Source organism: Methylorubrum salsuginis, from assembly GCF_900114375.1.
GTDB lineage: Bacteria > Pseudomonadota > Alphaproteobacteria > Rhizobiales > Beijerinckiaceae > Methylobacterium > Methylobacterium salsuginis.
Genome location: NZ_FOSV01000011.1, coordinates 133,045 through 147,486 on the forward strand (window position 1 = coordinate 133,045; position 14,442 = coordinate 147,486).

Annotated in this window: 14 protein-coding genes; 7 read left to right on the forward strand and 7 right to left on the reverse strand. The window is 69.4% G+C overall.

Annotation, left to right across the window (positions count from 1 at the left end; all coding sequences use genetic code 11):
• Positions 1-20: 20 nt before the first annotated feature.
• Positions 21-1,430: an RtcB family protein gene (locus BM140_RS14570; protein ID WP_091947552.1), complete on the forward strand. Its 1,410-nt coding sequence runs from the start codon at positions 21-23 to the stop codon at positions 1,428-1,430.
• A gap of 58 nt (positions 1,431-1,488) precedes the next feature.
• Here BM140_RS14570 and BM140_RS14575 read toward each other — a convergent pair whose 3' ends face one another.
• From BM140_RS14575 to BM140_RS14600, 6 genes are all read right to left on the reverse strand, one after another.
• Positions 1,489-1,950: a peptidylprolyl isomerase gene (locus BM140_RS14575; protein WP_091947555.1), complete on the reverse strand. Its 462-nt coding sequence runs from the start codon at positions 1,948-1,950 to the stop codon at positions 1,489-1,491.
• 2 nt (positions 1,951-1,952) lie between these two features.
• Positions 1,953-2,384, reverse strand: coding sequence for a hypothetical protein (locus tag BM140_RS14580; protein WP_091947558.1), 432 nt, complete (start codon positions 2,382-2,384; stop codon positions 1,953-1,955).
• Between the two features lie 73 nt (positions 2,385-2,457).
• Positions 2,458-2,994: a peptidylprolyl isomerase gene (locus tag BM140_RS14585; RefSeq protein WP_091947561.1), complete on the reverse strand. Its 537-nt coding sequence runs from the start codon at positions 2,992-2,994 to the stop codon at positions 2,458-2,460.
• Positions 2,995-3,020: 26 nt separating this feature from the next.
• Positions 3,021-3,524, reverse strand: coding sequence for a pantetheine-phosphate adenylyltransferase (gene coaD, locus BM140_RS14590; RefSeq protein ID WP_091947564.1), 504 nt, complete (start codon positions 3,522-3,524; stop codon positions 3,021-3,023).
• 55 nt (positions 3,525-3,579) lie between these two features.
• Positions 3,580-4,878: a nicotinate phosphoribosyltransferase gene (gene pncB, locus BM140_RS14595; RefSeq protein ID WP_091947567.1), complete on the reverse strand. Its 1,299-nt coding sequence runs from the start codon at positions 4,876-4,878 to the stop codon at positions 3,580-3,582.
• A 259-nt stretch (positions 4,879-5,137) separates the two neighbouring features.
• Positions 5,138-5,641: a pyridoxamine 5'-phosphate oxidase family protein gene (locus tag BM140_RS14600; protein ID WP_091947570.1), complete on the reverse strand. Its 504-nt coding sequence runs from the start codon at positions 5,639-5,641 to the stop codon at positions 5,138-5,140.
• Positions 5,642-5,776: 135 nt separating this feature from the next.
• Between BM140_RS14600 and BM140_RS14605 the strand changes: the two genes are divergently transcribed.
• The 4 genes from BM140_RS14605 to gyrA all read left to right on the forward strand — a co-directional run bounded on the left by BM140_RS14605 (position 5,777) and on the right by gyrA (position 10,928).
• A complete protein-coding gene (locus BM140_RS14605) occupies positions 5,777-6,049 on the forward strand; it encodes a hypothetical protein (protein WP_091947575.1) in 273 nt (90 codons plus the stop codon).
• A gap of 81 nt (positions 6,050-6,130) precedes the next feature.
• Positions 6,131-7,249 (forward strand): Mrp/NBP35 family ATP-binding protein, encoded by a 1,119-nt coding sequence (locus BM140_RS14610; RefSeq protein ID WP_091947578.1) that lies wholly within the window; start codon positions 6,131-6,133, stop codon positions 7,247-7,249.
• Positions 7,250-7,253: 4 nt separating this feature from the next.
• Complete coding sequence (gene mobA, locus BM140_RS14615) at positions 7,254-7,853, forward strand: molybdenum cofactor guanylyltransferase MobA (protein ID WP_165616467.1); 600 nt, start codon at positions 7,254-7,256, stop codon at positions 7,851-7,853.
• 327 nt (positions 7,854-8,180) lie between these two features.
• The gene (gene gyrA, locus BM140_RS14620; protein ID WP_091947581.1) at positions 8,181-10,928 is read left to right on the forward strand and encodes a DNA gyrase subunit A; all 2,748 of its coding nucleotides are present in this window, start codon (positions 8,181-8,183) and stop codon (positions 10,926-10,928) included.
• 224 nt (positions 10,929-11,152) lie between these two features.
• Here the strand turns inward: gyrA and BM140_RS14625 are convergent, their stop codons facing one another.
• Positions 11,153-11,548, reverse strand: a complete 396-nt coding sequence (locus BM140_RS14625) for a response regulator (protein WP_056242755.1) — start codon at positions 11,546-11,548, stop codon at positions 11,153-11,155.
• Between the two features lie 715 nt (positions 11,549-12,263).
• Here BM140_RS14625 and BM140_RS14630 point away from each other — a divergent pair.
• On the forward strand, positions 12,264-12,989 hold the full coding sequence (locus BM140_RS14630; RefSeq protein ID WP_091947663.1) for an ImuA family protein: 726 nt from the start codon (positions 12,264-12,266) through the stop codon (positions 12,987-12,989).
• Positions 12,901-14,412 (forward strand): DUF6504 family protein, encoded by a 1,512-nt coding sequence (locus tag BM140_RS14635; RefSeq protein WP_165616468.1) that lies wholly within the window; start codon positions 12,901-12,903, stop codon positions 14,410-14,412. Before BM140_RS14630 ends, BM140_RS14635 begins: the two co-directional genes overlap by 89 nt.
• The last annotated feature ends 30 nt before the right edge of the window (positions 14,413-14,442 follow it).

The following is a 14,442-nucleotide window of genomic DNA, read 5'->3' on the forward strand; positions in this document are numbered from 1 at the left end:
GAAAGAAGACGGAGCGGCACATGACCGCCATCAACGGACGTGACCTTATCGCCTGGGGCTTCGAGCCCGGCGAATGGTTCAGGCGGGCGGTTGCCCTCGCCAACGCGATGCGCGCCGAGGGCGCCGACGACGCGGCGATCCTCGCCCACCTGCGGGCCATCGAGCCCTCGGCGAACCCGATCCCGATGCGCACCAACGCCCTTGAATTCGGCGTCTTCCTCGAGGCCGAAACGGAAGCCGAGCGCGCGAACGCGGCGGCCGTCATCCGCCACATGGATGCGCTCATGCGGGTGCCGACCATCGTGAAGGGTGCGGTGATGCCCGATGCCTGCCCGTCGGGCTTCGTCGAAGGCACGATCCCCGTCGGCGGCGCGATCGCCTGCGAGGATGCGATCCATCCGGGCTTCCACTCGGCCGATATCTGCTGCTCAGTGGCGATCACGGTGTTTCGCCGCGCCGACGATCCGAAGCGCGTACTGGATGCCATGCAGGCGGTGACGCATTTCGGGCCGGGCGGGCGTACCGGCGTGGTCAAGCCGCCGGACGCGGTGACGGCGGGGGTCGCGGGCAACCGCTTCCTCGCGGAGTTCGCCAACATCGCGGTCGGCCACTTCGCGAGCCAGGGCGACGGCAACCACTTCGCCGCCGTGGGGCACCTCGCCTCCACGGGACAGGTGGCGCTCGTCACCCATCACGGTTCGCGCGGGCTCGGCGCACAGCTCTACAAGAAGGGTATGGCGGTCGCCCGTCGGCATACGTCCATCGTCGCCCCGCGGATCCCGGCGCACAACGCCTGGATCAAGGCGGAATCCGACGACGGACGGGCCTATTGGGAGGCGCTGCAGATCGTGCGGGACTGGACCAAGGCCAGCCACTTCGCGCTCCACGACCTCGTGGCGCGCAAAATCGGCAACGCGGTCGCGGACCGGCTCTGGAACGAGCACAACTTCGTCTTCCGCCGCGACGACGGGCTCTACTACCACGGCAAGGGGGCGACCCCGTCCTGGGCGGGGTTCTCCGCCGACGATGACGGGCGGACCCTGATCCCGCTCAACATGGCCGAGCCGATCCTGATCGCCCGCCATCGCGATCGGGCGGGCTCCCTCGGCTTCGCCCCGCACGGGGCGGGCCGCAACATGAGCCGCAAGGCGTATCTGCGGGAGAACGCGCCGACGCCGCCCGCGGGCATCGACGTGCGCTTCTTCTGCGGACGGGCCGACCCGTCGGAGCTGCCGGGCGCCTACAAGGACGCGAAGTCGGTGCGGGCGCAGATCGCCAAGTACGATCTCGCGGAGGTCGTCGACACGGTGGAGCCCTATGGCTGCATCATGGCCGGTGATTGGGAGGCCGACGCGCCGTGGCGCAGGAAGGCGCAAGAGAAGGCGCGGTTGAAGGCGGACGCCGAGCGGGCAGCTCAGGCCGCCGGCTGAAAGAGAAGCGGCGCCGGGTCGTGAGACCCGGCGCCGCAAAGTCGCAAAAGAAAAGGAATCAGGCCGCCGCGACGGTGGCCTTCACGATCCGGTCGGGCTCGCGCACGGGCTCGCCGCGCTTGATCGTGTCGACCACGTCCATGCCCTCGATCACCTTGCCCCACACCGTGTACTGGCGGTCGAGGAAGCGGGCGTCGGCGAAGCAGATGAAGAACTGCGAGTTGGCCGAGTGCGGGAAGTTGGTGCGGGCCATCGAGCAGGTGCCGCGCACATGCGGCTCGGCGTTGAACTCGGCATTCAGGTCCGGCAGCTCCGAGCCGCCCGAGCCGGTGCCGGTCGGGTCGCCGGTCTGGGCCATGAAGCCGTCGATGACGCGGTGGAACGGCACGCCGTCGTAGAAGCCCTGGGAAGCCAGCGTCTTGATGCGCTCGACATGGTTCGGGGCGAGGTCGGGGCGCAGCGCGATGACGACGCGGCCCTTGGTCGTCTCGAGGACGATCGTCTCGTTGGTGTCGGCCATTGTTAGATTCCCTGTCCTCTGGGTCCGTCGTAGATGAAGCGCAGCGCCAGGGGGCGCCCCGCGATGGCACCGCCCAGGCCCGGCGTGAGCCGGACCGGCGTGCAGCGGGCGATCGCGTCGAGCGTCGCCCGGATCAGAATCTCCCGGGCCTTGTCGTCGCCCGGCGTCTTCGAGAAGGTGATCCGCGGCGTGCCGATCACCGAGCCGTCCCGGCGGAGTGCGAGGCGCGCCGTGATCTCGGTGCGCTCGAACTTGGCCAGCCCCTCGGGCGCCTCCCAACAGGCGGCGAGCGCCGGAAACAGCCCCTTGAGGGTATCGACCGGGCCCGGCCCGGTCTCGCCCGCCAAGAGCGGCACCCGCAGCGTGCCCCTGAGGGTTTGCGGCAGGGTGCGCCAGGGTTCAAGCGGCCCGAACGCATCGGCCCCGCCCGGCACGAGCAGGGCGAGAGCCAGAAACGCCGCGTGGCGGCGATGGCCTGAAGGCCTTATGGCCTGCCTCCGCGACGCGTCATTTGGCAAGCGTCATCTTCACGATCTTGTCCGGATCCTGCACCGAACCGTTGTTCGACTTGGACCCCTTCTTGATCTTGTCGATCACGTCCATGCCGGAGGTGACGACGCCGACGACGGTGTAGTTGTTGTTCAGGAACTCGGAATCGCCCAGGCAGATGAAGAATTGCGAGTTGGCCGAGTTCGGATCGCCCGAGCGGGCCATGCCGACGGTGCCGCGCTTGAACGGGGCCGAGGAGAACTCCGCCGGGATGTTGGGCAAGCTGGAGCCGCCGGTGCCGTTGCCCTTCGGATCGCCGGTCTGGACCATGAAGCCGTCGATGACGCGGTGGAACTTCAGGCCGTCGTAGAAGCCTTGCGAAATCAGGGTCTTGAGCTGCTTGACGTGCTTGGGCGCGATCTCGGGGCGCAGCTCGATCGTGACCTTCCCGTCCTTGGTCTCCAAGTTGACGGTGTTCTCGCCGGCTTGCGCGGCGGGGGCGAAGGCGAGGGCGGCGCTGAGCGCGAGGCCAAGGACGGCGTGGCGACGGTTCATGCTGGGCTTCAACTCCGGTGTCGGAATCAGGATTTGGAAAAGCGGGCGGCGAGCCGCGCGGCCACGGCCGGCGGCACGAAGGGCGTGACGTCGCCGCCCATCGCGGCGATCTGGCGGACCAGGGTGGCGGTGATCGGCCGCACGCCGGTGGAAGCGGGCAGGAACACGGTCTGAACCTCGGGCGCCATGGCGCCGTTCATGCCGGCGAGCTGCATCTCGTAATCGAGGTCGGTGCCGTCGCGCAGGCCCCGGATGAACAGGCTGGCGCCGCAGCGCCGCGCCGCCGACACGGCGAGGTCGTCGAAGGTGACGACCTCCAGCTCAGTGCTCTCGGCATCGGCCAGCGGCCCGCAGGTCTCGCGCAGCAGGCTCGCGCGCTCCTCGGCCGAGAACAGGGGGGCCTTGCCCGGATGCACGCCGATGGCTAGCACCAGCCGCGGCACGAGGCGACAGGCTTGCCGGACCACGTCGAGGTGGCCGTTGGTGACCGGATCGAACGATCCGGCATAGAGCGCGGTGCGGGTCGTCACGGGAAGGGGCCTAGAGCATTTTGGCCGCGAACGGAACCGCCGGGTAGCCGGAGCTTCAGACCGAGACCGGCAGGGCCGCCTGCTCGCCGATGCCGAACACCCGCTTGTAGCGGGCGACTTCCGCCGCCGGCCCCTGCGCCTTGCTCGGATTGTCCGAGAGCTTCACCGCCGGACGGCCGTTGGCCGAGACGACCTTGCAGACCACCGAGATCGGATCGAGCCGCCCGTCCGGCACCAGCCCGCGAAAATCGTTGGTGAGCCGCGTGCCCCAACCGTAGCCGATCCGCATCCGTCCGTGGAAATGGGCGTGGATGCGCTCGATCTCCTCGATATCGAGCCCATCGGAGAAGATCGCGAGTTTTTCGCGCGGGTCGCAGCCTCGGGCGCGCCAGAACGCCAGCGCCTCCTCGCCCCCTTCGATCGGATCCTTCGAATCGATGCGGATGCCGGTCCAGGCGGTGAGCCAGTCGGGGGCGTTTTCGAGGAAGCCGGTGGTGCCGTAGGTGTCGGGCAGGACGACCAGCAGATTGCCCTCGTAATCCTGCTGCCAGTCGGCCAGCACCGCGTAGGGCGCGGCGGCCAGGGCCGCGTCGTCGTCGCCGGCCAAGGCTGCGTACACCATCGGCAGTTCGTGGGCGTTGGTGCCGACCGCCTCGACCTCCCGGCGCTGGGCGATGAGGCAGTTCGAGGTGCCGAGAAAGCTTTTGGGCCCCAACCCCTCGCTCATCGCCTGCACGCACCAGTCCTGCCACAGGAATCCGTGGCGCCGCCGCGTGCCGAAATCCGCGATGGAAAGGTCGGGCAGGCGCTTCAACCGCTCGATCTTCTCCCAGACGCGGGTCATGGCGCGGGCATAGAGGACCTGCAGCTCGAATCGCCCCATGTCCCGCAGAACCGCCCGCGAGCGCAGCTCGTTGAGGATCGCGAGGGCCGGCACCTCCCACAGAGTGGTCTCGACCCAGGGGCCGTGGAAGGTGAGCGCCACCTGTCCGTCGCGGGTCTCCAGTTCGTAATCGGGCAGGCGGAACGCCTCGAACCACGCCATGAAGTCGGAGGAGAGGATCTGACGCTTGCCGTAGAAGGTGTTGCCCCTGAGCCAAGTCGACTCGCCGCGGCTGAGGCGGAGCGTGCGGGCATGGTCGAGCTGCTCGCGCAATTCCCCGAGATCGATCTCGTCGCCGACGCGCACCTGGACCGAGCGGTTCTGGATGGCGAAGCTCGCCCGGACGTCGCGGTGACGGCGGAAGATCATCTGGGCCATCAGGAGCTTGTAGAAATCCGTGTCGAGCAGCGAGCGGACGATCGGATCGATGCGGAAATTGTGATTGTAGACCCGTGTCGCGAGGTCGGTCATCGGCCTGGACGTTTCCTTCGGTGCGAGCGGCCAAGCTTGGGCCGGATCGCCGCCGCGATCAACGGCCGTCCCCCCGCCATTCCGGGACGCCGCAGCCGAACCCGGCAGCCACGACTGGCCGCGACAGTTGGTACAGCGTCGCATCACGGATGGATTCCGGGTTCCGCTCCGCGGCACAGAAATGGCGGTCGTCGCGTTCTGAAAACACGAAAACGCCCCCGCCGAGCGGCGGGGGCGCTTCAGGAAACGTCCGGAAAGATCAGGCGAGGTTGACCTTCTTGGTCTCGGTCTTGGGGCTCTCGCCGGTCAGCGTGGCCTTCACGTAGCCGTAGAGGTGGACCATCGTCGAGGACGGGCTGTCCCAGTATTCGCCCTGCTCGGGATGGATGCGGATCAGCCCGACCTCGGGATCGTTCTTGCCGTTGGGGAACCACGTCTTGAGGCTCTCCTGCCATTTCGCGTCGATCAGCGCCTGATCGCGGATCACCTCGGCCTTGCCGGCGATCGAGACGTAGGTCTGGCTCGACGGGTCCGAATAGGCGAGGTTCACCTGATTGTCGCGGCTGATCTCGGCGGTCTTCGGCGAGTGCAGCTTGGTGAAGAACCAGATGTCGCCGTTCTCGTCGATATCGTTGTTCCACATCGGGCGGCTGTTGAGCGTGCCGTCCTGGTCGGCGGTGGTCAGCATCGCGACCTTGACGTCCTTGGTCAGCTCGAAGAGCTTCTTCGCGCCCTCGTGGTCGCGATGGTTGCCCTGGTGCATGGGGGGCCTTCTCCAACTCAGACAATCAGATACGCTTCGAGACGGCGCGGGCGTCGCGCGGTCCCGGCGATTGCCTCGACAACGAGCGAGGCCGATGTTGGTTCAGGGCCATTGGTGCGGGGGAGGACCACGCGGATGAGGCTTGCGGCGGCGGCGCTCGCCCTGGCGATGCTGGCGGGACCGGCCGGCGCCGAGGTGCGCTTCGGCCCCGGCGTGCGCATCGGCGGACACGATTTTTCCAACCGGCGCTACGGCAGCGTCCATATCGAGCGGGTGAAGCGGCTGCGCGGGCCCCTCGGCTGCCGCCATGTCCGCCGCGGTTTCTATCGGCGCGGCGACGGCTCGGTCGTGCGCGGGCCGATGGAGGAATGCAACCTGATCGCCATCCCGCCGGGACGACGGCGCTGATCGCGTCTTCGGGCTGGTGTTTCCGGCAAGCGCGGTTAGATGGACCCAAGGTCCCCAAATCCGCTCGATGGAGCTTTCCCCTTGGCCATCACCCGCGACGACGTGCTGAAGGCGCTCTCGACCGTCACGGTCGATCGCGACGGCACCACGCTGCCCGGCTCCGGCCGCCTGTCGCAGGTGGTGATCGATGCGGGCAACCGGGTGATGTTCTCGATCTCGGTCGATCCGAGCGAGGCCGAGCGGTTCGAGCCGGTGCGCCGCGAGGCCGAAGGTCGGGTGCTCGGCCTTCCCGGCGTGTCGAGCGTGCTGGCGAGCCTCACCTCCGAGCGCGGGCCCAACGCTCCCGGACCGAATGCGACGGGTCCCGGCGCCGCCCCGGTGCCGCCGCGCCAGGGCAATTCGCTGCCGGGCGTGCGCCACATCGTGGCGGTCGCCTCGGGCAAGGGCGGCGTCGGCAAGTCCACCACCGCCTGCAACCTCGCGCTGGCGCTCCGCGCGCAGGGCCTCAAGGTCGGCCTGTTGGATGCCGACATCTACGGTCCCTCCGTGCCCAAGCTCCTGGGGTTGTCGGGCAAGCCGCGGGTGATCGAGGGTCGGGTGCTGGAGCCGATGGAGGCCTACGGCCTCAAGGCCATGTCGATCGGATTCCTGATCGAGCCGGAATCCGCGATGATCTGGCGCGGGCCGATGGTGCAGTCGGCCATCACCCAGATGCTGCGCGACGTGGCCTGGGGCGACCTCGACGTACTCGTGGTCGACATGCCGCCGGGCACGGGCGACGCGCAACTCACCATGGCCCAGGCGACGCCGCTCTCGGGCGCCGTGATCGTCTCGACGCCGCAGGATCTCGCCCTGATCGATGCGCGCCGCGGCGTGACGATGTTCCGCAAGGTTTCGGTGCCGATTCTCGGCGTGATCGAGAACATGGCGACCTTCATCTGCCCCCATTGCGGCACGGCCTCCGCGATCTTCGGCCATGGCGGCGCCCGCCAGGAGGCCGAGCGGCTCGAAGTGCCCTTCCTCGGCGAGATCCCGCTCACCATGGCGATCCGCGAAACCTCGGATGCCGGCCGTCCCGTGGTCGCGACCGATCCGGACGGGCCGCAGGCCAAGGTCTATCGCGCCATCGCCGACAAGCTCTGGGGCAACCTCAACGGCGCGCCCGCGGGCCGGGCGGCGCCCAAGATCGTCATCGAGTGATCCTTTGGCGATTCTCGGCCTGATCCTGGCCGGCGGCCTGTCGCGGCGCATGGGCGGCGGCGACAAGCCGCTCAAGATCCTGGCCGGCCGCACTTTGCTGGAGCGCGTCGCCGAGCGGCTTCGGCCCCAATGCGGGGGCCGACTGGCGCTCAGCGCCAACGGCGATCCGGAGCGGTTCCGCGCGGTCTTCGCCGGCCCGGTCCTGCCCGACACGGTGCCGGACAATCCCGGCCCGCTGGCCGGCCTCCTCGCCGGGCTCGACGCCGCGGCGGAGATCGGCCTCACCCACGTTGCCAGCGTGCCGGGCGACGCACCGTTCCTGCCCACCGATTTCGTCGCGCGCCTGTCCGCTGCCGGAGAGAAGCCGATCGCGCTCGCGGCCTCGGGCGAGCGGCGCCACTTCACCTCCGCGCTCTGGCCTGTGTCTCTGCGCCACGATCTGCGGGCGTGGCTGACGGTGGGCGAGCGCCGCGTCGGCGGGTTCATCGAGCGCCACGGGGCGGATGTCGTCTCCTGGCCGGTCGCGCCGATCGACCCGTTCTTGAACCTCAACGCGCCGGAGGATCTGGCGGCGGCGGAGGTTCTTTTGGCGCAGACGCCCTGAGCCTTCCGCAAAGCGGGGATCGCGGGCGCGCCGCTGTTGTGTGCAAGCCCCGCACTTCATATTTAAGTAACTGAAACGACGGCCTTTGAAGGCGATGGCCGGTCCCACCCCATCCCTCGTCCCGAGGTGTTGCGCAGCAGCCTCGAAGGAGGGCTCCAGGGAACGTTGAAAGTTCTGGAGCCCTCCTTCGAGGCTGAGCTGACGCTCAGCACCTCGGGATGAGGTCGTGGATGGGAAATCTGGGCACGGGCGTTCCGTGCCGGGTCATCTCCCCGCTCGTCGGCCCTCCGGCCGCGGGCGATCGTACGAAAAGCTGAGAGAGCGACGTTGGCAGACGACAACGATCCGACCGGCACGGGCGCGCCGCCGCCGGCCACCGACATCAAGCCCGTCTCCATCACCGACGAGATGCGCCGGTCCTATCTCGATTACGCCATGAGCGTGATCGTGAGCCGGGCGCTGCCGGATGCGCGCGACGGCCTCAAGCCGGTGCATCGGCGCATCCTGTTCGCGGCGCACGAGAGCGGGCACCTGCCCGAGCGCCGCTACGTCAAGTCGGCCCGCATCGTCGGCGACGTGATCGGTAAGTACCATCCGCACGGCGACCAATCGATCTACGACGCCTTGGTCCGCATGGCCCAGGACTTCTCGATGCGCCTGATGCTCATCGACGGGCAGGGCAATTTCGGCTCGGTCGACGGCGATCCGGCCGCGGCCATGCGCTACACCGAATCGCGCCTCGCCAAGCCCGCCAGCGCGCTCCTCTCGGACATCGACAAGAACACCGTCGATTTCCAGGCCAATTACGACGGGGAGCACGAGGAGCCGACCGTCCTGCCGGCCCGCTTCCCGAACCTGCTGGTCAACGGCGCGGGCGGCATCGCGGTGGGCATGGCCACCAACATCCCGCCGCACAATCTCGGCGAGCTGATCGATGCCTGCATCGCCCTCCTCGACGATCCGAGCCTGACCATCGAGGCCCTCAACGAGATCGTCCCCGGCCCCGACTTCCCGACGGGCGGCCTGATCCTGGGGCGCGCCGGCACGCGGCAGGCCTACGCCACGGGCCGCGGTTCGATCATCATGCGGGCGCGCTCGCATGTGGAGGAGCTGCGCAAGGAGCGCGAGGCGCTGGTCTTCACCGAGATCCCGTATCAGGTGAACAAGGCGACGCTGGTCGAGAAGATCGCCGAGCTCGTGAAGGAGAAGCGCGTCGAGGGCATCTCGGATCTCCGCGACGAATCCGACCGCGACGGCATGCGCATCGTGGTCGAGATCAAGCGCGACGCCATGGCCGAGGTCGTGCTGAATCAGCTCTACCGCTACACCCCGCTTCAGACCTCGTTCGGCTGCAACATGGTGGCGCTGAACGGCGGGCGCCCCGAACTGATGAACCTGAAGGACCTGCTCCAGGCCTTCAACGACTTCCGCGAGGAGGTCGTCTCCCGGCGCACCAAGTTCCTGCTCAACAAGGCCCGCGAGCGCGCCCACGTGTTGTGCGGTCTGGCCATCGCGGTCGCCAACATCGACGAGGTGATCCGGCTGATCCGCACCTCGCCGGACCCGAACACGGCGCGCGAGGCCCTGATGGCCCGCGACTGGCCGGCCCACGACATCGCTCCGCTGATCGCGCTCGTGGACGATCCGCGCCATCGCGTGGCCGAGGACGGCACCTATCGCCTGTCGGAGACGCAGGCCCGCGCGATCCTCGACCTGCGCCTCCAGCGCCTGACCGCGCTGGGCCGCGACGAGATCGGCGACGAGCTGAAGAAGCTCGCCGACGAGATCGCCGACTATCTCGACATCCTGCGCTCCCGCGCCCGCATCCAGACGATCGTCAAGGGCGAGCTGGCGGAAGTCCGCGAGCTGTTCGCCACCCCGCGCAAGACCGAGATCATCGATTCCGATTCGAGCGTCGAGGACGAGGACCTGATCGCCCGCGAGGACATGGTCGTGACCGTGTCCCATGCCGGCTACGTCAAGCGCGTGCCGCTCTCGACCTATCGGGCGCAGAAGCGCGGCGGCAAGGGCCGCTCCGGCATGGCGACCCGCGACGAGGACTTCGTCACCCGCCTGTTCGTGGCCTCGACGCATACGCCGGTGCTGTTCTTCTCCGACCAAGGACAGGCCTACAAGGAGAAGGTCTGGCGCCTGCCGGTGGCCGCGCCGAACGCCCGCGGCAAGGCGCTCGTCAACATCCTGCACCTGCAGAACGAGGGCGAGCGCATCTCCACCATCATGCCGCTGCCCGAGGACGAATCGTCCTGGGACAGCCTCGACGTGATGTTCGCCACCGCCAGCGGCAACGTCCGGCGCAACAAGCTGTCGGACTTCACGGTGGTGAACCGCAACGGCAAGATCGCGATGAAGCTCGATCCGGGCGATCACATCGTTCATGTCGAGATCTGCCGGCCCGACCAGAACGTGCTGCTCACCACCGCGCTCGGCCAGTGCATCCGCTTCCCCGTCGAGGACGTGCGCGTCTTCAAGGGCCGCGATTCCACCGGCGTGCGCGGCATCAACCTGGCCAAGGACGACACCGTCATCTCGATGGCGATCCTCAACGCCTTCGAGGCGAGCCCCGAGGAGCGGGCCGGCTATCTCAAGATGCGCCGCGCCGTCATCGGCGATGCGGGCGAGGCCGAGGAAGCTCCGGAGGCCGAAGAAGCCACCGCCGAGGCCGCGATCTCGCAGGAGCGCTACACCGAGATGAGCGCGGGCGAGCAATTCGTGCTGACCCTGTCCGAGCGCGGCTACGGCAAGCGCTCGTCGTCCTACGAATACCGGACCTCCGGCCGTGGCGGAAAGGGCATCACGGCGATGCGGGTCAACGCCCGCAACGGGAACCTCGTCGCCTCCTTCCCCGTGGAGGCCTCCGACCAGATCATGCTGGTGACGAATGCCGGCCAGCTCATCCGCGTGCCGGTGGACGACATCCGCATCGTCGGCCGCGCCTCGCAGGGCGTGACGGTGTTCAACACCGACAAGGCCGAGCGCGTGGTCTCGGTCGAGCATATCGAGGGCGAGGACGAGGGCGGCGAGGACGCGGCCGCAGGGGTGGCGTCCGACGCGTGACGATGACGGCGCAGGGCTTCTGCGCCGTAAGACTAGAGCATCGGTCCGAAAGGTGGTCGCCGGCTTTCGGAAAAAACCGATGCGGCACAAGAGCCTAGCCCATCGTCTTGGATCCGATATCCAGGATGATGCGCTAATCGTGCCGGATCAGCCGCATTCCCCCTCTCCCCGCACGGCGGGGCGAGGGGATGCGCGTCACTCCGAAGCGATCGACCTGAAGCGCTTCAAGACTCGCGCAGGCCCGCGGCTTCCTCCAGCCACGTCAGAATTTCCGGCGCGCGCCAGGGCTTGGGCATGAAGGTCGCGGTGACGCGCAGGTCGCTCGGCTGGTCGCCCGCGTCGCCCGAGGTCAGAAGCATGCGGATGCGCGGCCACGTCACGCCGATGATGCGCGCCAGTTCGAAGCCGCCGATCGTGCCCGGCGTGCGGACATCGGAAAACACCACGTCGATCCGGTCGCCGCGCTGGCGCAGGATCTCAAGCGCGCGCTCGGCCGTCTCGGCCTCGATCACCTCGAAGCCCTTCTCCTCGAGGAGTTCGGCCGCGAGGTAGCGCTCGTCGGGCTCATCCTCGACGACGAGAATGACGGGCTTGCGGCCCGTGGGTCGTGCGTCACTCATGGCCCTGGCACAGTTGCGAGCCCGAACCGGGGAATGCGGGCCTCAAGCCCACGCGAGACGATAAACCCCGATCAAGTCTCTGGCACTGAGACACGATAGGTCGGCGCGCGCAAAGGTCTGTCATTCCACGGCAACAGCGGGCGAATTTGTTGCAGCTGCACACGGCGCCCATGCGGTTTTCGCGGGTGCCTGCGGCGATTGCCCGCGCCGTGCGCAGGTCTTCCGGCGAGTCGTGAAGCCGGACCAAAGGTCAAGCCTGCGCCCGGAATAAAATCCGCATTTTCAACAGGGAGGATGGAGCTTGAGCGGTTGACCCGATGCGGCTCCGGCGTGTTCACTCTTTGTTCTAGAGTCTCAACCCGTCTGGCCCATGCCCCCTCCCCGCCTTGCCGAATTGCCGGACTCCCAGGCCGCCGAGGCCCGGCAGGAGCCGAATGTGGCGCGGGTCCCCTCCCCCTTGTGGGGAGGGGTTCGGGGTGGGGGTGGTGCAGAAGGCACCGCTTCGTTCGATCCTGCACCACCCCCACCTCCTACCTCCTCCCCACCCAGATCAGGCCTGCCTGATCTGGGCAAGCAAGGTACAGATCTCGGGCAAGCCCAAGATCTGGGGGGAGGAGAAGCGCCTCATCTTGTTCGCCTGTGGGGGCCTCAACCTAGTGGCTCTGCTCCCACGAGCCCGAAACAAGTCCGCCATCCCCCGGCAAATACAAAAAATATCCTGGCCGAACTGCGCCGGCTCGCCGAGCCGACGCCCCGCACGGACCGCGCGGTGCTGCCGTTCGGGGCGCCTGGCCTCGATCAGGCCCTGCCGGGGGGCGGGTTGGCGCTCGGCGCACTGCACCAGATCCACGAAGGCGGCCCACGGGGGCGCTACGCGGCGTCCGCCGTGCTCTTCGCGGGCGGCATCCTGGCCCGGCTCGACGGGCCGGTGCTGTGGTGCCTGCACAGCCGCGACCTGTTCGCCCCGGCCCTCGCCCGCGTCGGCCTGCATCCCGACCGGGTGGTCTATTGCGAGACGTGGCGCGACGCCGAGGTGCTGCCCGCCATGGAAGAGGGCCTGCGCCATCGCGGGCTCGCGGGCGTCGTTGGCGAGTTGACCCGCATGGGGCTCACGCCCTCGCGCCGGCTCCAGCTCGCCGCCGAGGGCTCGGGCGTGACGGCCTTCGTGCTGCACCGGGTCTGCGGCGGCGAGGCGGCCGAGCCCGAGCCGTCCGCCGCCCGCACCCGCTGGCGGGTGAGCCCGGCCCCGTCCGACATGGACACGAATCGTCACCTCGGCCGCCCGCGATGGCGGCTCGACCTGCAGCGCTGCCGCGGCGGGGCGCCGGGCTCGTGGATCGTGGAGGCCTGCGATGCGCAGGGTCGTCTCGCTGTGCCTCGTCTCCTGGCCAACCGACCGGCTGCGCCGGAGCGCGCCCTCCGCCGTGCCGCCTTCCGATGAGCCGCTGGCGACCGTGCGCCAGGACGGCCCCCGGCGGGTGCTGGCCGGGATCGATGCCGCCGCCCGCCGCGCCGGCCTGCGGCCCGGCATGCCCGCGGCGCGGGCCATGGCGATGGTGCCGGGCCTTCACCTCGTGCCCGCCGAGCCGGAGGCCGACGCGGCGGCGCTGATGCGGCTCGGGCTGTGGTGCCTGCGCTACGCGCCCCTCGTCGCCCTCGATCCGCCCGACGGCCTGCTGATCGACATCGCAGGCGCCGCTCATCTGATCGGCGGCGAGGCGGCGCTGATCGCCGACCTTTTCGCGCGGCTGGAGCGCACCGGCCTTTGCGCGCGCCTCGCGCTCGCCGACACGCCCGGCGGCGCCTGGGCGCTCGCCCGGTTCGGGCCGGGCGGGATCGTGCCGCCGGGCGGCCTGCACGCGGCCCTGTCGCCGCTGCCGGTCGCGGCCTTGCGCCTGTCGCCGGAGGTCGTCGCGGCTCTCCGCGAGGTCGGCATCGAGCGGGTCGGCGGTCTGACGAGCGCGCCCCGCGCCCCCTTGCGGCGCCGCTTCGGCCCTGAGCCGCTGCTGCGGCTCGACCGGGCGCTCGGCGCCGAGCCGGAGCCGCTCGCCTTCCTCACCGCCCCCGACGTGCCGCAGGCCGCGGCGCGCTTCGCCGAGCCGGTCAGTAGCCCGGAGGTGCTGGAACGAATCGTCGCCGAACTCTGTGCCCGGCTGGTGCCCGATCTGGAGCGGACCGGGCTCGGGGCGCGCCGCCTCGACCTCGTGTTTCGCCGGGTCGATCGCCTCGATCAGGCGATCCGCGTCGGCACCGCGCGGGGTAGCCGCGACGCCGCCCATCTCGCCCGCCTCCTCACGGAGCGCCTGCCGCGGATCGATCCCGGCTTCGGCATCGAGGAGATGACCCTGACCGCCTCCCGCACCGAGCCCCTGGCCGAGCGCCAGCTCTCGGGCGCGGTTCTCGGGCAGGGCCCGGCCATCGCCGACCTCGCGACGCTCATCGACACGCTTCGCCTGCGCCTCGGGCCCGAGCGCGTCTACCGGCTCAGCCCCGTCGAGAGCGACCTGCCCGAGCGCGCGGTGCGCCGCGTCGCCCCCCTTAGCGCCCCCTCGGGCGCGCTCTGGCCCGCCGATCTGCCGCGCCCGGCCCGCCTCCTCGACGTCCCCGAGCCCGTCACGGCGATGGCCGAGATTCCCGATGCGCCGCCGCTGTTCTTCGTCTGGCGCGGCGCCCGCCACCGGATCGCCCGCGCCGACGGGCCGGAGCGAATCTTAAGCGAATGGTGGGTCGCCGACGACGAGGCCGACCGGGTGCGCGACTATTACCGGGTCGAGACGGAAGGAGGCGAGCGCTTCTGGCTGTTTCGCGACGGGCCGATGGAGGCCGAGGGACGCTGGTGGCTGCACGGGCTCGGCGAGGCGTGAGTTTTTTTGGGTTTTTCGCCGTCAAGCCTG

Coding starts and splice junctions, on each gene's coding strand:
- BM140_RS14600 (WP_091947570.1), bottom strand. CDS start 5,641: ATGCACCAGGGCAACCATCGCGACCACGAGGGCGCGAAGAAGCTCTTC.
- BM140_RS14585 (WP_091947561.1), bottom strand. CDS start 2,994: ATGAACCGTCGCCACGCCGTCCTTGGCCTCGCGCTCAGCGCCGCCCTC.
- BM140_RS14570 (WP_091947552.1), top strand. CDS start 21: ATGACCGCCATCAACGGACGTGACCTTATCGCCTGGGGCTTCGAGCCC.
- BM140_RS14575 (WP_091947555.1), bottom strand. CDS start 1,950: ATGGCCGACACCAACGAGACGATCGTCCTCGAGACGACCAAGGGCCGC.
- BM140_RS14605 (WP_091947575.1), top strand. CDS start 5,777: ATGAGGCTTGCGGCGGCGGCGCTCGCCCTGGCGATGCTGGCGGGACCG.
- BM140_RS14625 (WP_056242755.1), bottom strand. CDS start 11,548: ATGAGTGACGCACGACCCACGGGCCGCAAGCCCGTCATTCTCGTCGTC.
- pncB (WP_091947567.1), bottom strand. CDS start 4,878: ATGACCGACCTCGCGACACGGGTCTACAATCACAATTTCCGCATCGAT.
- BM140_RS14635 (WP_165616468.1), top strand. CDS start 12,901: ATGCGCAGGGTCGTCTCGCTGTGCCTCGTCTCCTGGCCAACCGACCGG.